25 protein-coding genes are annotated in these 23,312 nt (G+C 67.5%); 17 read left to right on the forward strand and 8 right to left on the reverse strand.

The features are described from left to right. The first annotated feature begins 90 nt into the window (after positions 1 to 90). A complete protein-coding gene (locus tag QFZ26_RS10350; RefSeq protein ID WP_307041790.1) occupies positions 91 to 1,437 on the forward strand; it encodes a ParB/RepB/Spo0J family partition protein in 1,347 nt (448 codons plus the stop codon). A gap of 101 nt (positions 1,438 to 1,538) precedes the next feature. Here the strand turns inward: QFZ26_RS10350 and QFZ26_RS10355 are convergent, their stop codons facing one another. After that, a complete protein-coding gene (locus tag QFZ26_RS10355) occupies positions 1,539 to 1,850 on the reverse strand; it encodes a winged helix-turn-helix transcriptional regulator (protein ID WP_307041792.1) in 312 nt (103 codons plus the stop codon). Between the two features lie 154 nt (positions 1,851 to 2,004). On the opposite strand from QFZ26_RS10355, the gene QFZ26_RS10360 reads away from it, so the two are divergent. The 10 genes from QFZ26_RS10360 (at position 2,005) to QFZ26_RS18875 (ending at position 10,975) form a co-directional block, all read left to right on the forward strand. Next, a complete protein-coding gene (locus QFZ26_RS10360) occupies positions 2,005 to 3,402 on the forward strand; it encodes a hypothetical protein (RefSeq protein ID WP_307041794.1) in 1,398 nt (465 codons plus the stop codon). Between the two features lie 21 nt (positions 3,403 to 3,423). Continuing rightward, positions 3,424 to 3,732 carry a hypothetical protein gene (locus tag QFZ26_RS10365; protein ID WP_307041796.1) on the forward strand — a complete coding sequence of 103 codons (309 nt, stop codon included), beginning with the start codon at positions 3,424 to 3,426 and terminating at the stop codon, positions 3,730 to 3,732. Between the two features lie 6 nt (positions 3,733 to 3,738). After that, on the forward strand, positions 3,739 to 4,419 hold the full coding sequence (locus QFZ26_RS10370) for a hypothetical protein (protein WP_307041798.1): 681 nt from the start codon (positions 3,739 to 3,741) through the stop codon (positions 4,417 to 4,419). Next, positions 4,419 to 5,195 (forward strand): hypothetical protein, encoded by a 777-nt coding sequence (locus tag QFZ26_RS10375; RefSeq protein ID WP_307041801.1) that lies wholly within the window; start codon positions 4,419 to 4,421, stop codon positions 5,193 to 5,195. Before QFZ26_RS10370 ends, QFZ26_RS10375 begins: the two co-directional genes overlap by 1 nt. Then, positions 5,164 to 5,775, forward strand: a complete 612-nt coding sequence (locus QFZ26_RS10380) for a hypothetical protein (RefSeq protein WP_307041802.1) — start codon at positions 5,164 to 5,166, stop codon at positions 5,773 to 5,775. Before QFZ26_RS10375 ends, QFZ26_RS10380 begins: the two co-directional genes overlap by 32 nt. After that, positions 5,772 to 7,421, forward strand: a complete 1,650-nt coding sequence (locus QFZ26_RS10385) for a hypothetical protein (protein WP_307041804.1) — start codon at positions 5,772 to 5,774, stop codon at positions 7,419 to 7,421. The genes QFZ26_RS10380 and QFZ26_RS10385 overlap by 4 nt, the downstream gene beginning before the upstream one ends. Continuing rightward, positions 7,418 to 8,869 carry an ATP/GTP-binding protein gene (locus tag QFZ26_RS10390; protein ID WP_307041806.1) on the forward strand — a complete coding sequence of 484 codons (1,452 nt, stop codon included), beginning with the start codon at positions 7,418 to 7,420 and terminating at the stop codon, positions 8,867 to 8,869. Before QFZ26_RS10385 ends, QFZ26_RS10390 begins: the two co-directional genes overlap by 4 nt. A gap of 4 nt (positions 8,870 to 8,873) precedes the next feature. After that, positions 8,874 to 9,938 carry a hypothetical protein gene (locus QFZ26_RS10395; protein ID WP_307041807.1) on the forward strand — a complete coding sequence of 355 codons (1,065 nt, stop codon included), beginning with the start codon at positions 8,874 to 8,876 and terminating at the stop codon, positions 9,936 to 9,938. Between the two features lie 270 nt (positions 9,939 to 10,208). Continuing rightward, positions 10,209 to 10,421 carry a hypothetical protein gene (locus QFZ26_RS10400; RefSeq protein WP_307041809.1) on the forward strand — a complete coding sequence of 71 codons (213 nt, stop codon included), beginning with the start codon at positions 10,209 to 10,211 and terminating at the stop codon, positions 10,419 to 10,421. 242 nt (positions 10,422 to 10,663) lie between these two features. Then, entirely contained in the window at positions 10,664 to 10,975 is a 312-nt protein-coding gene (locus QFZ26_RS18875; protein WP_373460713.1) for a recombinase family protein, read from the forward strand. Between the two features lie 72 nt (positions 10,976 to 11,047). Here QFZ26_RS18875 and QFZ26_RS10405 read toward each other — a convergent pair whose 3' ends face one another. The 4 genes from QFZ26_RS10405 to QFZ26_RS10420 form a co-directional block, all read right to left on the reverse strand. Continuing rightward, positions 11,048 to 11,764: a hypothetical protein gene (locus QFZ26_RS10405; protein ID WP_307041811.1), complete on the reverse strand. Its 717-nt coding sequence runs from the start codon at positions 11,762 to 11,764 to the stop codon at positions 11,048 to 11,050. Positions 11,765 to 11,866: 102 nt separating this feature from the next. After that, positions 11,867 to 12,766: a hypothetical protein gene (locus QFZ26_RS10410; RefSeq protein WP_307041812.1), complete on the reverse strand. Its 900-nt coding sequence runs from the start codon at positions 12,764 to 12,766 to the stop codon at positions 11,867 to 11,869. A gap of 126 nt (positions 12,767 to 12,892) precedes the next feature. Then, positions 12,893 to 13,207, reverse strand: a complete 315-nt coding sequence (locus QFZ26_RS10415) for a hypothetical protein (protein WP_307041814.1) — start codon at positions 13,205 to 13,207, stop codon at positions 12,893 to 12,895. A 376-nt stretch (positions 13,208 to 13,583) separates the two neighbouring features. Further along, positions 13,584 to 14,183: a dihydrofolate reductase family protein gene (locus QFZ26_RS10420; protein WP_307041816.1), complete on the reverse strand. Its 600-nt coding sequence runs from the start codon at positions 14,181 to 14,183 to the stop codon at positions 13,584 to 13,586. 102 nt (positions 14,184 to 14,285) lie between these two features. Here QFZ26_RS10420 and QFZ26_RS10425 point away from each other — a divergent pair, with 102 nt between their 5' ends. From QFZ26_RS10425 to QFZ26_RS10440, 4 genes are all read left to right on the forward strand, one after another. Beyond that, on the forward strand, positions 14,286 to 14,774 hold the full coding sequence (locus tag QFZ26_RS10425) for a winged helix-turn-helix transcriptional regulator (protein ID WP_307041819.1): 489 nt from the start codon (positions 14,286 to 14,288) through the stop codon (positions 14,772 to 14,774). A 50-nt stretch (positions 14,775 to 14,824) separates the two neighbouring features. Continuing rightward, positions 14,825 to 15,277: a GNAT family N-acetyltransferase gene (locus tag QFZ26_RS10430; RefSeq protein ID WP_307041821.1), complete on the forward strand. Its 453-nt coding sequence runs from the start codon at positions 14,825 to 14,827 to the stop codon at positions 15,275 to 15,277. Between the two features lie 124 nt (positions 15,278 to 15,401). Next, positions 15,402 to 16,604 (forward strand): HupE/UreJ family protein, encoded by a 1,203-nt coding sequence (locus QFZ26_RS10435; protein WP_307041823.1) that lies wholly within the window; start codon positions 15,402 to 15,404, stop codon positions 16,602 to 16,604. A 191-nt stretch (positions 16,605 to 16,795) separates the two neighbouring features. Next, entirely contained in the window at positions 16,796 to 17,215 is a 420-nt protein-coding gene (locus QFZ26_RS10440; RefSeq protein ID WP_307041824.1) for a hypothetical protein, read from the forward strand. Between the two features lie 61 nt (positions 17,216 to 17,276). Here the strand turns inward: QFZ26_RS10440 and ku are convergent, their stop codons facing one another. Next, complete coding sequence (ku, locus tag QFZ26_RS10445; protein ID WP_307041826.1) at positions 17,277 to 18,206, reverse strand: non-homologous end joining protein Ku; 930 nt, start codon at positions 18,204 to 18,206, stop codon at positions 17,277 to 17,279. A gap of 57 nt (positions 18,207 to 18,263) precedes the next feature. Between ku and QFZ26_RS10450 the strand changes: the two genes are divergently transcribed. Continuing rightward, entirely contained in the window at positions 18,264 to 20,669 is a 2,406-nt protein-coding gene (locus QFZ26_RS10450) for an ATP-dependent DNA ligase (RefSeq protein WP_307041828.1), read from the forward strand. Continuing rightward, positions 20,666 to 22,045, forward strand: a complete 1,380-nt coding sequence (locus QFZ26_RS10455; protein WP_307041830.1) for an NRAMP family divalent metal transporter — start codon at positions 20,666 to 20,668, stop codon at positions 22,043 to 22,045. The genes QFZ26_RS10450 and QFZ26_RS10455 overlap by 4 nt, the downstream gene beginning before the upstream one ends. Before the next feature lie 4 nt (positions 22,046 to 22,049). Here the strand turns inward: QFZ26_RS10455 and QFZ26_RS10460 are convergent, their stop codons facing one another. Together QFZ26_RS10460 and QFZ26_RS10465 are read right to left on the reverse strand one after the other, a co-directional pair. After that, on the reverse strand, positions 22,050 to 23,027 hold the full coding sequence (locus QFZ26_RS10460; RefSeq protein ID WP_307041831.1) for a DNA topoisomerase IB: 978 nt from the start codon (positions 23,025 to 23,027) through the stop codon (positions 22,050 to 22,052). Between the two features lie 6 nt (positions 23,028 to 23,033). Next, the gene (locus QFZ26_RS10465; RefSeq protein ID WP_307041833.1) at positions 23,034 to 23,300 is read right to left on the reverse strand and encodes a DUF7218 family protein; all 267 of its coding nucleotides are present in this window, start codon (positions 23,298 to 23,300) and stop codon (positions 23,034 to 23,036) included. Positions 23,301 to 23,312 lie beyond the last annotated feature (12 nt).

The following is a 23,312-nucleotide window of genomic DNA, read 5'->3' on the forward strand; positions in this document are numbered from 1 at the left end:
CCTGCGGGTGCTCCGCCGGCTCCCGCTCACTATCGATTTCTCTCGCCAGCCAGGCCAAGAACACAGTCAACGAAGGAGCAGCCAATGACTATGACTACCAGCATCGGCACCGGTTCGCGGGTGGAGCACGTCCACCCCGACGCGATCCTGATCGAGGACAACATCCGCGAAGCGGTCCACCTCGACGACGGCTTCGTCGCGAGCATCCGCGAGCACGGTGTCATCCAGCCGGTGCTTGCGGTGCGCAACACGGACGGCACGCTGTCGGTGCGCGACGGTCAGCGCCGCACCCTCGGCGCCCGCGCCGCAGGCATTTCAAGCATCCCCGCGTACGTGGTGGACGCCGGGGATGACCGGGCGCTGCGGATCATTCAGCAGATCATCGCGAACGACCAGCGCGCCGCGATCACCGAAGCCGAACGCGTAGAAGCATTCCACCAACTAGCCCTCGAAGGCCTCAGCGTCGCCGCGATCGCCAAGCGCACCGGGCACAGCAAAGACCGGATCAAGGCCAGCGTCACCATCGCCGCTAGCAACACTGCGACCGAAGCTCTCGCCAATAGTGCCGTCACACTCGACGCAGCGCTACTCCTCGCCGAGTTCGACGGCGACCACGACGCCACCGCATACCTCCTCGATGTCGCCACCGACCGCCCGCACCAGCTCGTCCACGCCGCGCAACGCCTCCGCGACGACCGGGCCCGCAGCGCGATTGTCGCCCGAGCCGTCGCCGCGCTCCACGAGCAGGGCACGCCCACGGCCGTGGAAGGAGACGAGTACCAGCGCCTCACCGCGCTCACCGACGCCGCCGACGATGCGGAGACCCGGCCGGAACTCGACGTACACGCACACGGCGGATGCGACGGCCACGCCGTCCTCGTCACTGCACCGTGGAACGGAAGCGGCGATCCCATCCTCACCCCGGTCTGCACTCAACCGGACAAGCACCGGCAGCGCTGGGCGGGCTCGGTGCGGCAGCCTCAAAGCGGGCCGATGACCGAAGAACAGAAGGCCGAGCGGCGTGAAGTCATCGCGAGCAACAAGGCATGGGACTCCGCCGAGACGGTACGCCGCGAGTGGCTGACCACACTGCTCAGCCGCAAGACCCTGCCCAAGGACGCCACCCAGTTCGCGGCCCGCGTCGCCGCGACCAGCGGCGCGGACCTCGACAAAGGCCGGGCGCTCGCGCACACGTTCCTCGGCGCTGAAGCCCCCACCAGCTTTCACGGCAACGCGCTCCCCAGCCTCGCCAGCGCGCAGGCCAAGGCCGGGCACGTGCTGCTCGCGCTCGCCCTCGCGGCGGTCGAGCAGGGCACCGGTCGCCATACCTGGCGCAACCCACACGACGGCCTCACTCGTGACTACTTCACCCGCATCGCCGCCTGGGGCTACACGCTCTCCGACATCGAGCAAACCGTGGCCAGAACTGATCACTGATGAACGCAGCTGAGTGGGCAGGGCCCGTCGCTCTGCCCGCTCGGTGTGCGGGCGAGGGGCATGCCCCTCGCGCTCCCCGCAAAGCGCTACACGACGAACGGCTACCGGAGAATCCAGGCCACCAGCGCAGTGAGGTCATCGGTCAACGCATGCCGGCTCGCGGTATACCGGACCCGCTGCCCTCTCCGGGGTGCATCGATATCGCCCACGACGTAACCCAGCGACTCGAGCTCCGCCAGAGCAGCGCGCACACCCCCAGCGCTCACGCCGGTGCCAGACACGATCTCCGGGCGCTTCGAACCAGGATGATCGAGGAGATATCGAATCACGCTCAACCGGGCATGACCTGCTACCGCTTCATGGGCAGCGGCAGCGCGAACGGGCATCCCCGCCAGATCCACGCGCTTGGGCATGCAGCCAATCATGCCCCACACGCAGCGCTTGCGGCCCGATTCTTCGATGTCAAAGAATGCTATTGAGTAGCAATGCGGACAACTGGCGCGATACAGTCGGTGCCATCCGTTACCCTCACTTGGGGGACAGGGATCTGGTGACTGAGGGGCTGCCATGACTGAGATTTTCTCGCCGTCGAAGACTGAGGTACTTGAAGGAACGACGTGTCCGGGGTGCGGGTCGAGACAGGTCGGCGCGAAATTCTGCACCCAATGCGGGGCAAGCTTGCTCCAAGACCAATCTGCCAATGAACCGCAAGCCTCGAGCAACGAAACTCCCAGTCAGCGGGAAGCGCCTGCGACCATCGGACCGTTCCCGGGCGCGCACCGAGCCACTGGATACGTCGAGGACCCACACACGATCCACGGCCAGGAACTGCGCGCCGTGCGGGACGCGGCCGCGGCAATCGCCGTCGACGCGGAGCCTGCGGAGATCGACGAGGCGCCGGCTGAGACCGTCGAGATCCCGCCGGTACGCTCGCGCGGAGAGATGCCGCCGCTGCCGAGTGAGCCCACCACCGTTCCGGCGTCCCAGCCGTTCGCGCCAGCCGCTTCGCCGGCCCACCTGCTGTCGGAGCCATTCAGCGAGCTTTCCACAGCGACCACGGCAGACAAGCCGGCAGTGGCAACGAAGGGCATCCGTGGCGCGCTGTCGCGCATCGGGATCCCCATGGCACCAGGTACGGCCGAGGCCGCGGAACTGAAGGCGGAGGGGGAGCGGCAGCGCTACGAACAGACGATCCGACAAGCGACGTGGACACGTGCCGTATCTGTGCTTGTCGCTAACCCCAAGGGCGGCACCGGCAAGACCCCGTGCGCTCTTCTGCTGGGCGGCGTGCTCGCCGCGGTGCGCGGCGGCTCCGTCGCGATCATGGAGGTTTCCGACGACCCGGGCGCACTCACCTTCCGCGCCGAAGGGAACCCGCCGCGCGGCATCGGCGAGCTTGTGCGCGACGTCGCGGAGATCCGCACCGCTGGCCAGCTTGCCGGCTACACGGCCCCGCAGACATCGTTTGCGTCAGTCATCGGCACCACAGGCCGCCGCGATCGTCTCACCCGTGAAAACGTGCGCGACGTAGCGGCCGTCGTGGACGAGTTCTACGGCATCCGCGTGATGGACTCCGGGAACCAGCCGAGCTCATCAGCGTTCCAGGGCGCGATCGAGACGGCCGACGCGCTCGTGGTGCCCGTCATGAACGCCGGCGATGCCGTGCTCGAGGCGGTGGCACTGCTCGACGTACTCCGAGCCGCAGGCGGAAAGGCCGCGGCCTTGGCAGACAACGCGAGCATCGTCCGACTCACCGACGGCCGACCCGAGCACCCGCAAGTGGTCGAGCGCGTGAACCGGATCATCGCCAGCGCAAACGTGCGCCAGGTGTTCGACGTTCCCTACGACACGCACATCGCCGAGCGCGGGCAGCTTACCCTCGACTCTCTCGAGCCGGCCACACGGCAGGCGTTCACCGCCGCCGCCGCAGGCGTCGTCTCCTGCCTGCAGCAGAGCATCCGCTAACCACCAACAGAAAGAGCAGCCATGCGCGAAACCGTCATCCGGGCCGCGATCGACAATCCGCTCGACGGCATCATTCCCGACTTCTCCATCTTCGGAGCCGAGTTCACCCAGCTCTGGCAGAAGCTGCTCGCCGGGCTCTGGGGCATCGGCATCATTCTCGCGATCGTCTTTCTGATCATCGGCATTGTGAAGATGGCCAGCGCCTCGAGCAGCGGCAACCCGAACGAGTACAAGACCGCACGCACTCAGGCGATGTGGGCCGGAATCTCGCTGGGCGTGCTCGCCGCCCTCGCCGTAATCGTGGGCGCGATCCTCGCCCTGTTCGGATAGGCCCGCGTGATGCGAGCCGAAACGCGACCGCCGCGACGGAAATGGCCCTGGATCGTCTCCGGTGCCGCCCTCGCAGCTCTTCTCGTTGTGGGAGGTGTCTGGTTCAGCGCGAACCTCACGGACAAGCCTCCGATAGTCACCGGAAGCCCGGGCACGGTCACACCGCCGCCGAGCAACGAGGACGTCGTTCCGACCGGATGTCTGGGTGGCGAAGCGCGCGACGCTGCAATGGTGCTCGCGGCGCAGGAGGCAGCACCGCACACCAGCAATGGAGCCGTCGAGTTCGCAACGGCTCTCATGCGTTGGATGCACCAGTACCCCGTGCCGGTTCCTGAGGATGTCGCCGCAGTCGAAGCGTCCGTCATCGCGTTAGGCTCGCCCTACGACCTCACCGCCGCCTACGCGGGCGACCCGAACACGTCCGGCGCGCTCGTGCCTGACGGAACGCCGTTCTATCTCTCGACGGTTCCGGGATTCTGGAACCTAGAGAGCTATGCCGACGACACTGCCACCGTCACGGTGGGAGCCGGGGTCGTAATCAACGGCGAGCTGCACCCCACCTTCCGCATGGCTAAGACGTTCACGCTCGACTGGGAGGCCGGGCATTGGACATTCGACCAGGCGAGCCTAGATCGCACTACTGAGGAGCTCTTCTCGATCGGGACGCCGTACACAGGGGGCTGCTGATGGGGAAGCAGGAACCATGCAACGATCCGCTGTGCGTTGTCAACGGCATCGGTGAGCAGATCGGCGGAGCCGTCAACTACTGGCAGGATCCGTTCGGCAACACCTTCCAAGCGTTGAAGGATGCCGCGGCCGGCTTGGCCAAAGATGTGCTGCCGGCGCTCACCGAGGCGACGCTGCCGGATCTCACCGCCGGGTGGTTCCTGAGCGCCTACGCGATCGCGTTTGCAACCGCGATAATGGCCGCCATCGTGCTGCTTATTCCGCAGTTCGTACGAACGGCGCGCGGCGCCATGGCGGGTCGCGATCTCTTGGAGTCGATCGGGCTCTACTTCCCGCTGTTCCTTGTGGGCGCGATGTTCGGGCCGATGTTCGGCTACATCCTCGTCAACTTTTTCCACTCGCTCTCGAACGTGTTTATCGAGTGGGGCATCTCAGGGTCGTACTCCGAAGTCATCACCCGCATGGAATCCCTCATCGACACGACCGATCCCGTGACGCTCACCGGTGGTGTGTTCATCGCGTGCGTGCTCATGCTGCTCATGGTTATCGGCCTGTTCTTGGTCGTGCTCATGCTCATCGTGCAGCTGGTCACGCTTTACTTCACGGGCGTGCTCATTCCGCTCGGCATCGTCTGGATCATCGACCCCACGAAGCGCAGCTTCGGTCTCCGTCTAGTGCAGCTCTGGCTCGGGATCCTCGCGGCGCATGCGCTGCTCTTTTTTCCTGCTCGGCTTCGCGTTCAACATGATGGCCGGCGCCATCGTGACACTCGGTGAGAACGCTCCACTGCAAACGCTCGTGACGTTCCTTGTCGCGATCGTCGCTCTGTTCATCGCGGTGGGCTCGCCGCTGCTGCTGCTGAAGTTCGCACCGGTCATTCCTACGGGGATGGGTGGCACAAATGGGCCGGCGCTCAGCGGGAGCACGATCGGTTCCAACAATATGACGGACGCTGGCAGCAGGTACGGCCAGAGCAGCGACAGCGGCTCGAGGACGTCGAGCTCGTCGACCACGAGCACGAGCGACGCAGAGCCCGCGACCGTCCAAAGCGGCGGCGGTGGACTCTCTGAGGTCGCCGCATCGCGCGCTGGAGAGGGCGCAGCGGGGGAGGCGGCCGCGGCCGGTGGTGCTGGTGCCGGGGGAGGGGCGGGCGCAGCTGGAGCCGAAGGGCTCGCCGCTGCGGGCGCGGCCGAGTCCGCTACGGGAGTCGGAGCCGCAATCGGCGTGCCGACGCTCATTGCTGCGGCCGCGGTTGGCGCGGCCGAGAAGGCACGAGAGGTCGGCGAGGCAGCCTCGAATCAGGCGGTCGCTGCGATGGATGACCAGGGCTCGAACATCGGGGGAGATCGGCCATGAGCCAGACACAGACGCGCGCGATCGCGCGGCACCTGGGTGGAGAGTCCGGGCACCGGTCGTTCTTTGGTGGCACGCACTCGAAGACGCGAATTGCCCTGATTATCGGGTTCGTCGTCGCCGGCATGATCGTGACGATTCTCGCCGGCTGGCCGGGTCTATTGATCGGCCTGGGCGGTGTCGGTGTGACCATGCTGGTTACCGCGAAGACGCACCGCGGCACGATCATGGAGCGCAGCCGCCAGCGTCGACGCTGGAAGGCCCGTGTGGCTGCCGGCACCGACGCATTCGAGCCGTACGCCGTCGCGGCCTGGGATCAGGCCGAGCAGGCCGTGCACGCGGCCAAGGGCCGCACTGAGAAGTGGGCGGCGCAGCGCGAGCTCGCCGCGATGCGCGCAAACCCCGACGGTGCCGACGGTATGGGCTGGCTCGAATGCGGCCGCGGCGTGCCTGGGATCCAGTGGCACGCACCCATCGGTGAGCGAAGCTACCTAGCCGTTACCTTCTCCGTGACGGGCCAGCTGCGGGGCATCGAATCAACGTCGGTCATGACCCGCGCCGCGGAGGGCTGGGGCGCGTTCCTCGCCTCGCGTGCGGTGCCGTCCGTGCTCGTTGAGGACGTGCAGACGATGACGCGGGTTCTGCCCGCCGACACGGCCCTGCAAGAGTTCTGGGTGCTCAACAGCCTCGACGCCGACGCGCCCGCCGACGCGATCAAGTCCTATGAGGAAGTGCTGCGCCGAACCGGCGACGGGGCGATGGTGCAACGGCACTTCATCACGATCAAGTGGCCGCTGTCCCCAGCGTTCTACGACGCCGCACGCAAGTACGGCGATGGCCGCGACGGCTGGCGCGCACTCATGCGCGAGGAGATCGCTTCCGCGCACCGCGGACTGACCGAGGCCCGCATGGGCCAGGTCGACGTGCTCTCCGCACGTCAGATCGCAGCGGTGATGCTGCACCAGCAGAACCCCTCGCGGCCGATCGATTACGTCGTGGACTTGCACCCGTCGCGGCTCGGAGTGCGATCGCACGATGAGTTCTCCGCGCACGTCGTGGAGGGCATCGACCCGCTCACCGGCGAGCCCGTCGAGTGGTGGCACCGCACCGCGAAGATCACCGCCGATGCTCTCGCAACAGCACCGCGCACGCAGCTGTGGGCGCTGGATCTCCTCATCGGTCGAGACGTCCAGTTCATCCGCTCGGTGAGCTTCCACATTCACCTGGTGCCGGCAGGCGAGGCGAAGGCCGCGGCGCAGCGAGATCTCGTGCGCGACCAGGCCGAGGCAATCTCCAAGAGCGAGGCCGGTTCCGTCGACCTTGACGAGACCGGAACCGCCATGAGCGCATCGAAGCGCCGCCGGATAGATCTTCGCGCCGGCACCGGTCACCACGGCGCGGCGTGGGTCGGCTACGTGACGATCTCGACGCGATCGCGCGACGAGCTCGCACGGGCATCCCGTCAGCTCGAGGAGACGTGCGCGACCGGACTCGGGATCGAATATCTCGACTGGCAGGACTCATTCCAGGCCGCGGCATCCGGCACGACGTGGCCGATCGGTCGCGGCATCACGGCGCACGATTCGTCGTTCTCCGCGCGGATCTACCGCGCGTTGGCCGGCAAGTCGGAGAAGGAGGCGATCTCGTGAGCGAGCACAAGGCAGACAAGGGCAAGGGGATCTGGGCGCTGCCCGTCTTCCGTGCGTTCGCGCCACCCGTCGAGACGCCGCCCGAGGAGCGGGAGAAGAGCTCGAGCGAGATCGTGCCGTGGGATCTCCCCGGCACACCGTTGCGCACCAAGGCGTCGAAGGCGGCACGCGGGTTCTACGCGCCGGCGGGCGTTGGAGCGCCGACGACGACCAGGCAAGCGGAGATCCTCAACACTGCACTGATCGGACCGCCGACGGGCACCAAGGGCGTGGTGAACGGCCGCGACGTGCTCTCGCGCACATCGATCTCACATGACCCCGTGACGGCCTACAACTCGTCGCCACGCGAGGTGTCCAGCCCGAACACGGTTGTCATGGGCGACGTCGGCGCCGGAAAGTCCAGCTTCGTCAAGACGGTGTGTGTGCTCCGGCCTCTGCTGCTGCAGAACCGTCGCGCAGTCATTTTCGACAAGAAAGACCAGGCCGGCGAAGGCGAGTACTCCAACGTAGTGCGCCGCTACGGATACGAGCCCATCCGGTTCACCGCTGACGGCACCGGCACCCGGCTCAACCTCATGGATCCGATGATCGCGCGGGGCACGGGCGTGAAGGGCCAAGCCCGACTGCTCAACATCATCACCCGGCTCGGCCGCGGCGACCAGAGCCTCAACGAGTGGGAGGAAGAAGCGCTGCGCGCGGCTCTCCTCATGACGCTCAACCGGTTCGAAGGAGGCCGCACGCCCGTGCTGGCCGACGTCCTGCCGAACCTGGGCGTCGTGGATCCCGAGCGATACGAGAGCCTGTCGCCCGACGCACGCGACAAGCTGCACCAGGCCGGCCTCTCAGTGCGTTGGACGCTGAACGGGCTGCTCGATGAGTACGCCGGCCTGCTGGACGGCGAGACGTCATCCGAGGTCGACCTGACCGGCAAGCTCACGAGCTTTGATATCTCGCAGCTTCCCGACGACGGACCGGCCGTGCCGGTCGTTATGGCGATCGGCAACATGTGGATGCTGGGCCGGCTCCGGAACGAACGCGGCTGGGCAACCACCGTCGTGTACGAGGAGGGCTGGCACATGATCGGCGGGCCCAGCGCCCAGCTGATCAAGTCGAACCAGAAGCTCTCCCGCGGGCTCGGGATTTCCAACGTGTTCGTGATGCACAAAGGCACCGACATCCCACGGGACTCTCCCGGCATCACGATCGTCCAAGAGGCGCAGAGCATCTACACGTTCCGACAGGGCCGGCCCGAAGATGCCCAGTGGGCGCAGGAGACGTTCGGGTTCGCCCCCGAGACCGCGCAGACGATCGAGAAGCTGCGCGATGGTTACTACATCTTCAAGTACGGATCGCACCCCGAGACGCACGTGCAGCACATTCGCTCGCAGTGGGAAATCGATGTGACCAACACCGACGAGGCGTTGGCCGCGGCCGCGGGCCGCGAGTAGCGGCATGGGAGCGGGCAAGATCGCACTGGCCGCCGGCGTGGCACTCCTGCTCACGCTCGGCGGGGCAGTCGCGATCAGTTCGGCATCCGCCAGCTGCGGCGGCGGCTCGGTGAACCTCGCAAGCGTCGGCACCAGCGCGCCGGTCGCCGGCTACTCGGGTGACCAACTCACGATCGCCGGCACGATCATCAACGCCGCGGCCGAGCTGGGGCTCGACAGCCGCGCTGCCGTGATCGCGGTGATGACCAGCATGGGCGAGTCGAGCCTCCGGAACCTGAACCACGGCGATGCCGTCGATAACATGACCATCGGCGTGTTCCAGCAGGGCGAGAGCTATGGCCCGCGGGCCGATCGGCTCGACCCGAAGAAGGCCGCGACGGCGTTTCTGACGCGGCTTGTGCAGGTTCCCGGCTGGGCGACGATGCCGCCCTCGCTGGCCGCTCATGAGGTTCAGATCAACCAGGATCCCGACCACTACACGAAGTTCTACCCCGCGGCGGTCGAGGTCGTCGGCGCGCTCACGAGCAGCGCCGGGGGCGGCTCGTGCAGTGTCGGCGGGGACTCCCAGGCGCTCGCGCAGGAGCTCATAGCCGCGGCCGGCAACGGCCAGCTGCGCGTGCTCGAGCCGCGCTACCTCTCCCAGATCGAGGCTGTGGCAGCCGGGCAGAACATGCCCGACTGCGGAATCGACGCTGGCATCCTCCAGATCATGGTGCTCGCCGTGCGATCGTTCGAGACGGTCGGCGTCAGCGACATCAACCGCAAGTGCACCGGCTCACTACTCGGAGCCGGAACCGGATCATCCCACTGGATCAACGGCGGCGGCGCAGCCGTCGACTTCTACGCGCTCGACGGGCGGACACTTACGGGCGCGGATCCCCAATCGATCCGGCTCGTCTCGATGCTCGACCCGATCATGCCCGAAGGCGCACGCGTCGGGCAGTCGCAATGCCGCGACCAGGCCACCATCTCACTCGCGCTTCGCAACCTCCGAGAGTTCCCGGACGACTGCAATCACCTGCACGTCGACATCGCCTTTGCGAAAGGGCCGCTGAACGTCGGCGGCTGAGGGAAGGACCCACAGGCCTAGTCGGTCAACATTGCCCGCAAAGTGCGGCGTGCCGTGAGTCCGTAGGTGATCGTTTCCTTTGCCCTTCCCGCTCTCCGACCGTAGCTCGCTCCGTCGGCTGCGTGCTCTCCGCTCGCTATTCGCAGACTCCGCCCTCCGCTGCGCTCCGGGCTGCGCTTAGCAACCGCTCCCTGCGAGCACTCCGCCGTCTCCGCTCCCTCTCGATCTCCACGCCGGAAGGGCAAAGGAAACGATCACCAAGGAGAGAGCATGGCCAGCACGACGTTCGACATTCAGGTCATCAAGACCACCATCTCGACTCAGGCCCCGGTGCATATCGTCAGTGAGAAGCTGGCTTCGCGCCGTGTGGATCTGCAGGGTTTCGGCCAGCACGGCTACGAGCTCGTCTCGACGCTCAAGCTCGAGGGTCAGGGCTTCGTCACCCTCGTGGACACCATCCAGCGGCCGGTCTCAACGGAGTAGCTGGAACCACTGGGGCGGCCGCGGCCGCCCCAGCTTCGCGCGGTGCGGGCGTCGGCTCCCAGCTGCGCAGCTGCGGCTCGGTCGACCACCAGTGCTCCGCGAAACTCGCTGGCATCTGTAGAAGCTCACCCATGCGGGGAGCGTAGCGCTGGCCGCTGCCCGGAAGCCTGAGTTTTCCACACCGGCGGTGTGGTGGTGCTCAGCTATCCGGTTCAGCTCCAAGCTATGGGCAGAAGGCGAGGATGCAGTGCGGCTCAGTGCACGACTTCTCAGGGATCCTGACGGCCGCGGCGCAAGTTTGGGGCGTGATCACACTCGACCTCGGCGTCGACACAACCACGCCTGCCGGGAAGCTTGTCGCCAACGTGATGGCAGCAGTTGCCGAATGGGAGCGAGACATGATCGCTCTTCGTGCGAAGGAAGGCCTAGCTGCAGCGCGAGCTAAGGGCGTTCGCCTTGGCCGACCTCAGAGCCAGGACCCTGGTGTCGTTCGTCGCATCGCGCTGGCACAAGGCCGGCCTGACCTACCGCTCTATCGCCGAACGATTGAATGACAATTCGGTACCCCTACCCGGAACCGGGAATCGCTGGCACCCCCGGCTCGGTGCGGGCCATTGTAATGAGATCTACCCGTCGTTGATCTCCGCGAGCGAGCCGCGAACGAACCTATCCATTTGCTTTCTGAACGTCTCGCGAGAGACCCGAACCTTCATCAGATCGAACTCACCTCGAAGGGCATCCACGTCAACAGGCACCGCATCGTCGAGTGCCTGCCTGGTCGCTGTCTCCATCCGCTCGGCATCACGAACCGTCAACGACAGCTCACGATTGCGAGGGTCGGAGTCCGCCGCACGTTCGGCCTGGTTCCGCGAAACTACGGCGTCGGCGTAATCCATGAGCAGTTCGAGCCGCGCGTTCCGCTGACGCCTCTCCAGCCCGTCGAGTGCATCGTGACCGCGAGCGTGAATGCCCCCGACGATCACAGCTACGATCGGCCCCAAGACGACCTCGAACACATCCATTGTGGCGGACAGTAGAGGGTCCATCGCCGGGAACAGGATTAGAAGGAGGGAACTATAGACCAGCAGAAAGGCGACGATTCTTGGGGAGAGACTCTCTTCGTTGATCAGCGCTGCCAGGCCACTCGTAAGCGAGACAAGCAGCGAGACCAGCACAGAGAGGTAGGCGACGGATGTGAGCCAACGGCGAAAACGTTGCTTGAAGAAGCGTTTCTTGCTCCATCGCACTGCCAGACGGCGTGCCTCGATTACCAGCGTAAGTAGAAGGACGGCGGAAATCTGGGCGACAGTCGACCAGAATGCGGTTTCCTGAGCCTCGGTCACGAATCGAAGCGTACCGTTCCATTTCCGCGATGATGCGTCCCACAATTTGGACTCGCCATGACTTCGCGAAAGTCTGCGGCACAGCGCAGATCAGCAGCCTGCCTAGAACGGCGTTTCGTCCGGGTTCAAGATGTTTTGACCGCCCTTTGCAACCCACGAGTCCGGTTGGGGCGGCCGCTTCTCCCACCCCGCAACACGTACGTATTCGTGGTGCTTTTCGCCGTCGTCGTCATACCAAGTCACGTCGAGAGTGCCGCCGCCTTGACGCGCGCTTGGGCTGAACTCGGCGCGGAAATCGCCTGATGCTTTGCCCGACAGGTCCTCGAAGTGGCCTCCTTCGAGGATCGTCGCGACGCCGTTCGGTTCACCGTTGTAGTCGTGGCTGTCGTCCACGCGGACCTCACGTGCGACGCTCCGTTCGACGCTGTTGATGAGCGTGAAGGTGTCGGAATGCTCGTCCGATTCCACTCGTTGGATGTGCCATCGCGGTGCCGGCAGAGGGATCATTTTCGAGGAGGAAGCCGCCGCGGCGACCGTACCGTTGACTCGACGTTGTGCAATCTTCTGTGCGATGTCCGTCATGGCGCGTGCGTACTCGGCTTTCGCGTCCTCCAGCATCTTCGAGCTCGCGATCTCTTCCCGGGCGATCTCCCTGCTCTGCTCCAGGATCGGCGCGATCAAGGATTTCATTACTCGCTCGATGTCTCGGCGGTGCCGACGAAGGCTGACAGGGCGGCTATCCCACAACCACTTCGCCAGACGTCCCACCCATCCCCAAATTGAAACCCTCCACGCCTTGATGATGAACGTCATCACGAACAGGACGAAGGCGATGCCGATACCGGTGCCGACGAGGTATGCCCACCACGGAAGCTGGCTTTCGGCCGCCCACTCATCGAGCGCCCTGGTGATCGGCCAACCGAGGATGGCACCAAGCACGGCACCGATCAGGAGCTCGACAGACGTGCTCATGCGACGCCTCGACGGCGGATTCTCGGTCACCCTTGAAGGCTATCGAACGGCCGCGATAGAGTGCGCTCGCGCGGGCACCGGCACGCCCGCTCAGGCACTGAGGGCACCGGCGCGATAGTCGATATCGCCGGTGCTCTCGATGCGTCAGATGCGCTTCTACGCCGCGACCTTCACTCGTTCCAACAGCTCGACCAGTTCGACATTGGCATCACTTTCCGCGATGAACGCGGCTCGCCGCGTGGAGTGGAAGAATCGGCGGCTGTCCGAGTCCTGTGCACCGGAGTTGCGGCAGGTGTGAGTGAACCGGAAGACCGCTTCGACCGCGTCCGCTGGGCCGTCTCCGAGATAGACCGCCCTGACCCACTCGCGGTCGCTGATCGTGTCGGCCTTACGCGCGAAGGTCTCGGCAGCGAACGTCAGAGTTCGATGCGCGCAGCCGTCTCGGCCTGGCGCGGTTCGCGTTGCAGACATACTCGGTCCCTTCCGAACGATGCCGCTTGAACGAAGGAAGGCCAGAGCATCGCTCGGCCTCCCTTTACTGAGGTGATTCCCTCTGCGCGAGGGGTGACTACAGACCGTCTGGTCGTTGCGTAATCTTGTTGACGCTTGGCCTCCGACTCGACCGAAGCGGGTCTGCATAGGCCTCGCGGACGCGAAATGGACACAACCGTCGTCAATTTCCGTCGATCCGATGTGATTGGCCGTCATTCAGGATGACCGGAATTCTGCCGAACATCGCCGCCTAGTGCGTGGTCCCAAGGCCGACCACCGGGTTCAAATCCCGCCGTCTCCGCACTGCAAATCCCCGATCACGGCTTCCTTCATCGGCGTGAGAGCGTGTCATGCCCTACGACCGCACCGGCCGGTAGGTGATGTGCGTGACGAGTGATGCCGCCCGCACCGATACCCGCTCGAGCGCCTGTGTCGGCACGCCGTCGAACACGCGCTCGCCCGCGCCGAGGATGCAGGCGGTGACGTGCAGTCGCAGCTCGTCGATGAGGCCGGCGGCGAGGTACTGGTTCACCGTCGTGGCGCCGCCCGCAATCGAGATGTTCCGGTCGCCGGCCGCAGCGCGCGCCTGCTCCATGGCGGAGTGGATGCCGTCGGTGACGAAGTGGAACGTCGTGCCGCCCTCCATCTCGATGGGGTCGTGCGAGAAGTGCGTGAGCACGAAGACGGGCCCGTGATACGGGGGGTTCGGCCCCCACCAGCCGCGCCAGTCGCGGTCCCACTCGCCGCGGACCGGGCCGAACATGTTGCGGCCCATGATGGTCGCGCCCGAGTCGACGATCGCGTCGACCTCGGCACGGTTCTCGTCGTACGTGTCGAACATCCAGCCGTGCAACCAGTTCTCGTCGATGTCGCCGAACGGCGCCTCCTCGCGCTGGTTCATTCCCGTGGCGAAGCCGTCGGCCGAGACCGCGAGGTCGCTGAACACCGTGCCCATGATCTGACTCCCTTAACCAGTTGTGAATTGCAACTGGTGGCAGGCTAACCCAACCAGTTGTAGACTGCAAGTGGTTTTTCACGAGTTCTCCAGGAGGTGGAGATGGAGCATCGCTCGGGCTGTCCGATCAACCTCTCACTCGAGGTGTTCGGCGACAGGTGGTCGCTCATCGTGATCCGCGACATGATGTTCGGCAACCGGCGGCACTTCAACGAGCTGCTCGCGGGCTCCGACGAGGGCATCGCCTCGAACGTGCTCGCAGACCGCCTCCAGCGGCTCGTCGCCCTCGGGATGATCTCGCGCGCGCCCGACCCCAGCCACAAGCAGAAGGTGCTGTACAGCCTCTGCGAGCCGGCCATCGAGCTCGTCCCGGTGTTCGCCCAGCTCGGAGCGTGGGGGCGGCGCCATCTGCCGGTGAGCCGGGAGCTGTCGGTCCGCGCCGAGCTGCTGGAGCGTGGCGGTCCCGAGTTCTGGGATCGCTTCATGGACGAGCTGCGCGAGCAGCACCTCGGCGTTCCGCGCCCCGCCGGAACTTCGTCGGCCTTCGAGGAGCTGAGGTCCGTCTACGAGGCGGAGCTGGCGCGCGCGTGATGGACGCCCCGGTCACGGTCCGCTCCGCCCGACTGGAGGATGTCGGGGCCATGGCGCGGGTCCTCGTCCGATCGTGGCAGGAGACGTACCGCGGCCTGATGCCCGACCGCGTGCTCGACGATCCGAGTCTCGTCGACGCCCGCGAACGGTTCTGGATCGCCGCCCTCGTCGACGAGCGCTACCGCGCGAACCGGGTCGCGGTGGCTGAATGCGACGGGGCCGTCATGGGAGTCGCGATGGCCGGACCGCCGGAGGCTCCGGAGCCGGGATGGAGCGTGCATCTCTACGTGCTGTACGTCTTGGCCGCCCATCACGGAACGGGCGCCGGGTCGGCCCTGCTGGACGCCGTCGTCGGCTCTCACGAGTCGGCGGCCCTGTGGGTCGCCGACCCCAATCCGCGGGCGCAGGCGTTCTACCGGAAGCACGGGTTCATCCCCGACGGCACGATGCAGGTGGAGGACGGGGTTCGGGAGATCCGAATGGTGCGCACCTCCCGCACGTGATGAATCGAGCCTGAGCCGCGCGGCAGCTGCCGGGTGCACGGCCGGGTTCTCGCTCCGTTCGCGCGCCGGCCTGGTTTCGTTCACCCGGCTCGGGGAGCATCGGCGTGCCCCCGAAGGAGTCACCATGCCCTCACGCCCCGGCATCCGCCGTCTCATCGTGGCCGTCGCCATCGCAATCGCCGCGACGGCATCGGCGATGCTGCCCTCGCTGTCCGCGGCCGCGCACGGGTTCTCGACCGTCGTCTACGTCGACGCGAGCGCCCCATCGGATGACACGGTGAGAACGGAGCTCGGGCTCGAGTACGACCTGCTCGTCGTCTCCGTCGCTGACCAGGAGGATGCCCCGCAGTTCTTCGAGGACGGCATGGACGTCTTCCAGACGGGCGATGAGGCATCCGCCCTCAATGCACATGCTGACGAGATCGTGCAGTACGTCACCGAGCGCTTCGCTGTCAGCGCGGGCGGGAGGCCGTGCGAGCCGACCCCAGTCGGGGAGATCGGCGTGACACAGCGCAAGGGCGTGCCCTATGCGGTGCTCACGCTTGACCACTCCTGCGCTGGCAGCTCCGCGCACGAGATCCGGAGCGAGTTGTTCCCCGATTCCGAAGAGTACGTGACGGGCACCGTGACGGTCGTCGAGTACGATCTTGACGGCGCGAGCGGCAGCGCAGCGCTCGACCGCGATGCGCCGGTCTTCACCACCGAGCAGCCCCTGCTCGAGCGGTTCGGCCACTTCTTCGTGCTCGGTGCCGAGCACCTGCTGTTCGGCATCGACCACATCCTGTTCCTGCTCGCCCTCATCGTCGGCTCGCGCCGACTGCGCGACGTCGTGCTCGCCGCGACCTCGTTCACGGTGGCGCACTCGGTCACGTTCATCCTCGCCGCACTCGGTATCGTGTCGGCGCCGGCGGCGATCGTCGAGCCGATCATCGCGCTCTCGATCGCCGTCGTCGCCATGTGGTACCTGTGGCGCATCCGGCACGACCGGCGCACGCACGAGCCGGAGCGGCCCGGCAGGTTCGGACTGACCCGGGCCGACTGGGGTCGGCTCGCGGTCGTGTTCGGCTTCGGGCTCATGCACGGGCTCGGCTTCGCCGGGGCGTTCGGGATCGATGAACCATTCTCGTGGCAGCTGCTCTCGTCGCTGCTCGTCTTCAATGTCGGCATCGAGGCGGTGCAGATCGCGATCATCGCCGCGGTCTTCCCGCTGCTCGCGCTCCTCCGTCGGCGTGAGCCGATGCTTGCGCTCGGTGTGGGCGGCCTCGTCGCCGCCGGCGTTGCGGTGACGGGCCTGGTCTGGTTCGTGCAGCGGGTGCTCGGCGTGTGAGCGAACCGCTCAGTCGGGCCAGATCTCGACACCGGTTTGCCGCTCAGCACGCTCGCGACACCCGCGCGCCGCGGCCGATCGAGACATGGCCGGGCGTGCCACTGGCGGTGTCGGACGCGCTCGCTAGACTCTGCGAGTACCAAGATCAGGTTGGGTACCACGACCAGGGGGTTTTGCCCATGCAGAAAATCATGACGTCCACAGCACTCCTCTTCGCCGGCGCGCTGCTCCTCACGGGCTGTGCCGCAGGTGGGGGCGGCGCTGAGGCGAGCGCCTCAGCCGACCCGTGCGAGGCGGTGCGCGTCGAGGTGCGCGACATCTCGAACGGTGCGCAGAACGCGCTCACGGCCGGCGGCGAGCCTGCCGACGTGCAGGCATCGCTCGAGGGCTACAGCGAGCGTGTCGACGCGCTCGACGAGTCGGCCGGCGACGACGAGGCGGTCTCCGACGCCCTCGAGGCACTCGGTGAGAAGATCGACGACGCCGCCGAGTTCGCTGCGACGCTGCCCGCCGCCCCCGAGGCGGAGGTCGACGCCGATGCGGTGGCCGAGCACCAGACGGCCATTCAGGAGTCGGCTGCTGAAGTGACGTCGGCCTGCGGCGCAGAGTAACGCGCCGCTCCGGCACCTGACCGGCGCGTGGCATCCGATCGACGGATGCCACGCGCCGTCGTCATGAGGCGGCCTTCTTCTTCGGCGACGCCTTCTTCTCGTCGCTCGACGATGCCTTCTTCTTCGCGGGTGCCTTCTTCTCCCCCGTGCCCGCCTTCGATCCGCCCGACCCGGATTTCGAGCCCGTTCCGCCCTTCGCCCCATCGCCGCGCTTCGCCGCGATCGACTGCCGCAGCGCCTCCATCAGGTCGATGACCTCGCCGCCCGCCTCTTCCTCGGGCTGCTCGCCGAAGGTGGCCGCGGTGTCGAGGCCCTCGCCCTGCTCGAGCTTCGCCTTGATGAGGGTGCGCAGTTCCTCCTGGTACTCGTCGACGTACTGCTCGGGCTCGAAGTCCGAGACGAGGCTCTCGACGAGCTGCTTCGAGAGGTCGAGCTCCTTGGCCGAGATCTTCACGGGCTCGTCGAGCGACTTGAACTCCGCCGCGCGCACCTCGTCGCTCCACAGCAGGGTCTGCACGACGAGCACGTCGCCATGCACCCGCAGGGCGGCCAGGCGGGACTTCTGGCGCAGCGCCATCTGCACGATCGCCGTTCGGTCGGTGGATTCGAGCGTGCGCCGCAGCAGCACGTAGGCCTTCGACGAGGCGGAGTCCGGTTCGAGGTAGTAACTGCGGTCGAACATGATCGGATCGATCTGCTCGTTCGGCACGAACTCGAGCACCTCGATCTCGCGACTGCGCTCGGCGGGCAGCGACTTCAGGTCTTCGTCGGTGATGACCACGGTCTGCTCACCGTCGTCGTAGGCCTTGTCGATGTTCTTGTAGTCGACGACCTTGCCGCAGACCTCGCACTTGCGCTGGTAGCGGATGCGCCCACCATCTTCGTCGTGCACCTGGTGCAGGGACACGTCGTGGTCCTCGGTGGCGCTGTACAACTTGACGGGCACATTGACAAGGCCGAATGTGACCGCCCCCTTCCAGACGGCTCGCATGCCTCAAGTACACACCCCTTCCGCCGCTCCAAGCTAGCCCGATGCCAAGATGGGGACATGGCTGAGGGCTCGCGGCACCTCGTCGAGGTCGATGGTCGGAGACTCCGGCTGACGAATCTCGACAAGGTCATGTATCCCGAGACGGGCATGACCAAGGGCGAGGTGATCTCCTACTACGCGGAGGTCGCCGACGTCATGGTGCCGCTCGTCGCCGGTCGGCCGGTGACGCGCAAGCGGTGGGTCCACGGCGTCGGCACGGCGGATGCCCCTGGCCAGGTCTTCTTCGAGAAGGCACTCGCCGAGCACGCGCCCGACTGGGTGCGGCGCGGGGTCATCGAGCATTCCGACGGTCCCAAGACGTACCCGATCGCCGACAATCGTGCCACGCTCGTGTGGCTCGCGCAGCAGGCGTCGCTCGAGGTGCACGTGCCCCAGTGGCGGTTCCGGCCCGACGGATCGCGCGGGAACCCCGATCGCATGGTGTTCGACCTCGACCCCGGTGAGGGCATGGGCCTCGTGGAGTGCGCCGAAGTGGCACGGCTCGTGCGCGTCATCCTCGAGGGCATGGGCCTCGAGGCCTTCCCGGTGACGAGCGGCAGCAAGGGCCTCCACCTGTACGCGCCGCTCGACGGGTCGCAGACCTCCCAGCAGGCCTCGGAGATCGCGCACGAGCTCGCGAAGGCGCTGGAGGCCGACCACCCCGAGCTCATCGTGTCGAGCATGCGCAAGACGCTCCGCGAACGACGGGTGCTCATCGACTGGAGCCAGAACAACCAGAACAAGACCACGATCGCGCCCTACTCCCTGCGAGGGCGGTCGCGTCCGACGGTGGCCGCGCCCCGCACGTGGGAGGAACTCGACGATCCCGGGCTTCGCCATCTCGACGCAAACGACGTGCTCGCACGGCTCACCGACGGCCTCGACCCCACGGCCCCGCTCGCCGGCTCGGGCGGTGGCGCGGCGGGCCCGCTCGGCACCTACCTCTCGATGCGCACGAGCGGCGTCACCCCCGAGCCCATGCCCGGCTCCAGCTGGGGCGAACCGGGCGAGGGCCCGCCGCGGTTCGTGATCCAGGAGCACCATGCGAGGCGCCTGCACTTCGACCTCCGGCTCGAGCGCGACGGCGTGCTGAAGAGCTGGGCGGTGCCCAAGGGCGTGCCCGAGACATCCGGCGTCAACCACCTCGCCGTGCAGACCGAAGACCATCCGATGGAGTACGCGACGTTCGAGGGCACGATCCCGGCTGGGGAGTACGGTGCAGGGTCGATGACCATCTGGGACGACGGCACGTATGCGACCGAGAAGTGGCGCGACGACGAGATCATCATCGACGTCGACGGGCGGCCCGGTGGGCCCCTCGGCGGCACCGTGCGCCTCGCGCTCATCCGCACCGACGGCCGCGGCGAGAAGAGCAGCTGGCTGCTGCACCGCATGAAGGACCAGCGGCCAGGGCACTGGAGCCCGAAGGCGCGGCGAGCGGCGAACGCAGAGGTGGAGCCGATCCGTGAACGTCCGATGCTCGCCACGACCGGCACGCTCGGCCTGCTCGCCGGGGAGGAGTGGGCGCTCGAGTGGAAGTGGGACGGCATCCGGGTGCTCGCGAGAGCCGGCGGCGGCGGCATCCGGCTGCTGAGCCGCAACGGCATCGACATCACTGCCCGGTATCCCGAGTTCGCGGCGCTGCCCGCGGTGCTCGAGGCGGATGCCCTCGTCGACGGCGAGATCGTCGCGCTCGACGATGCAGGGCGCCCGAGCTTCGGCCTGCTCCAGCAGCGCATGGGCCTCACGAAGCCTCGCGAGATCGAGCGGGTGGCGGCGACCGTGCCGGCACGGCTCGTGCTGTTCGACGTGCTCGAGGTCGGCGGCGAGTCGGTCATCGAAGCGCCGTACCTCGAACGCCGGACCCGCCTCGAACGGCTCGTGCGGCGCACGGGCGGCGTGCCCATCGAGGTGCCGGGCCCCGCCGAGGGAACCCCGGCCGAAGCGCTCGCGGAGAGCCGGCTACTCGGCCTCGAGGGCATCGTCGCGAAGCGGCCCCACGCTCGCTACCGCCCGGGCGTGCGCTCCGACGACTGGGTGAAGCTGAAGGTCACCCGAACGCAGGAGGTCGTCATCGGGGGGTATCGCCGCGGTACCGGAACCCGCGCGGGCCGCATCCGCTCGCTGCTGCTCGGAATCCCGGGAGCGCAGGGCCTCGAGTACGTGGGCCGGGTCGGCTCCGGATTCCGCGAGATCGAGCTCGACCGCCTCCTCGCGGCGCTGCGCCCGCTCGAGCAGCCGGCGTCGGCGTTCGTGGAGGTGCCGCCGGCCGATGCCCCCGACGCCGTGTGGGTGAGGCCCGAACTGGTCGGCGAGATCGAGCTCAGCGACTGGACCACGACGGGCGTCGCCCGCCACCCGCGGTGGCGGGGCCTCCGCCCCGACAAATCGCCCGATGACGTGCAGCGCGAGGAGCCCGAATGAGCGATCCCGAGGTGAAAGACGAGGAGCACCGCGACGACCGCGATGCGGGGAGCGACACCGAGCGCGACGTCGAGGAGCGTCGACACGGTGTGAAGCGGGTCGTCGGCCTGCTCGGGCCCGGACTCATCACCGGCGCCTCCGACGACGATCCGTCGGGCATCGCGACGTACGCGCAGGCGGGTGCGATCTACGGGTACGGCACGCTCTGGACGGTGCCCGTCGTGCTCCCGCTCATGATCGCCGTGCAGGAGATCTGCGACCGCACCGCCTCCGCCACCGGCAAGAGCCTCGGCGCGCTGGCGCGGGAGCGGTTCACGGGCGGCTGGCGCATCGTGATCCTGCTGCTCGTGGTCGCGCTGTTCGCCGCGAACGGGCTGAACGCCGCCGCCGACCTGCTCGCCGTCGGCGAGGGCATGGAGCTGCTGCACGCCGGTCCAGCCCAGCTCTGGAGCGCGGTCGCCGGCCTCGGCATCGGCGTGATGCTGTTCTTCGGCTCCTTCACCATCGTGGCCAAGATCATCCGCTGGCTCTGTCTCAGCCTGTTCGCCTACGTCGGTGTGCTCGTCGTGGCGAACGTCGACTGGGTCGACGTTCTGAAGGGGCTCGCCGGCTTCGGCTTCGAGCTGACACCCGCGTACCTTGCCATGATCGTGGCCATTCTCGGCACGAGCCTCTCTCCGTACCTGTTCTTCTGGCAGAGCGAGGACCGCATCGAGGAGATGCGGGTGGCCCCCGAGGGCGGCGACGAACCGGTGCCGCTCGTGCGGCGCGGACGCAAGCGGGCTCGACGGCAGCTGCTCGAGACCCGCATCGACGTGGTCATCGGCATGGCCTTCTCCGTACTCGTCATGTTCGCGATCATCGTCGCGACCGCGGCGACGCTCGGCGCCGAGGGCGAGAAGGTCGAGACCGCAGCGGATGCCGCGAGGGCCCTCGAGCCGATCGCCGGCCCCGGGGCATCCGTGCTCTTCGCCCTCGGCTTCATCGGGTCGGGCCTGCTCGCCGTGCCCGTGCTCGTCACCGCGGGATCCGCCGCGCTCGCAGCCCTCCTCGGCAGGGACTGGAGCCTCGCCGCGAGCCCGCGCCGCGACCCGTTCTTCTACACGCTCGTGGGGGTCGGCACGGTCGGCGGCGTGGTCCTCAGCCTCGTGTCGGCGAACGCCGTGCAGCTGCTCGTGTTCAGCGCGCTGATCAATGGGATCGTGGCCGCGCCGTTCCTCATCCTCGTCATGATCATCGCCCGCGACCGGAAGGTGATGGGCGCATTCCGGGCGGGCCCGCTCGCGGCGTCCGTCGGGTGGCTCGCGGCGGGCGTGATGACCGTGGCGAGTGTGCTGGGCGTCGTGCTGACCATCGCCGCCATCTTCGGCGGGTGAGCCCTCAGGAATCCGCGTCGCCGGTGAGCAGGTCGAGCAGGCTGGCCTCGCGGTTGCCCAGGCGCGAGACGACTCGTCCCGCCTCGTAGGCCTCGATCACCCGAGGATCGACGTAGCTGCCGCGAGCGATCGCCGGCGTGTTGCCGAGCACCCGTGCGGCCTCCTCGATCGCCTCGCGGACGGCGCGGGACCGCGCGCGGGCGGTCGTCTCCACTCCGAGCGCGGCCAAATGGTCGGCCGCCACGATCGTGCCCCGCAGTGTGCGGAAGTCCTTCGCCGTGAAGTCGCCACCGGTTCTCGCCCGGATGTCCTCGTTCACATCGACCGGCCCGACCGCGCGCATCGCTCGCCCCGCCGACCAGGCGAAGAGCCGTGCAGCGGCCGAACGCTGAGCTGCACGCCCGACGAACGCCGCGAGCGCGGCATCCGAGACTCGCAGGTCCTGGGTGATGCCACCCTTCGCGCGGAATCGCAGCCGAACCGTCTCGGCGTCGTCGAGCGAGGCATTGCGCACGAGCAGCGTCGTGAGGCCGCGGCTCCGGAAGCCCGCGAGGGACTCCTCTGAGCCGATGCGGATCGCGCCGAGGTCGAGCGTGCGGAACGCGGCCGCGAGCACGCGCTCTCGAGGCAGCTCGTCGAGCGCGAGGTCGCGTCGCACCGTTCGGCGGGCGAGCGGGAGCGACGCGGCGAGCGCGGTCATGCGGAGGAACTTCTCTGCGTCCTGGCGCTCGCGCCACGCCGGGTGGTACAGGTACTGGCGACGGCCGGCCGCGTCGACGCCGACGGCGAGGATGTGCGCGTTCGCGGCATCCGCGATCCAGACGTCCTCCCACGCCGGTGGGATCGCGAGGTCGGCGATGCGGGCGCGCTCGGCGCGGCCGGCGACACCGCCGTCGCTGTGCACGTACGCGAAACCGCGCCCCCGTCTCACCCGTGCGAATCCGGGTGAGACGTAGGGCTCGACCCGTTTGAGGCGCGGCATCCGGGGTCAGTGGTTGCGGAGGGCCGAGATGAGTTCGGACTTGCGCTTCCCGCTGTACCCGGTGATGCCGAGCTCCTTCGCGCGCTTCTTCAGTGCGTCGACGGTCCAGTCGTCGTAGTCGCCGTGCTTGCCGCCCTTGCGGCCGACGGCGCTCCGGCCCTGCTTGGCTGCGGCGTTCGAGATGCGAGCGGCCTTCTCCTTCGACGCTCCGTCATCGCGGAGCTCCTCGTAGAGCTTCGGATCCTTCAGCGACGAGTTCTTGCGTCCCGGCATGGTGTGTTCCTT

Origin of the sequence: Agromyces ramosus, assembly GCF_030817175.1 — a bacterium.
Taxonomy (GTDB): Bacteria; Actinomycetota; Actinomycetes; order Actinomycetales; family Microbacteriaceae; genus Agromyces; species Agromyces ramosus_A.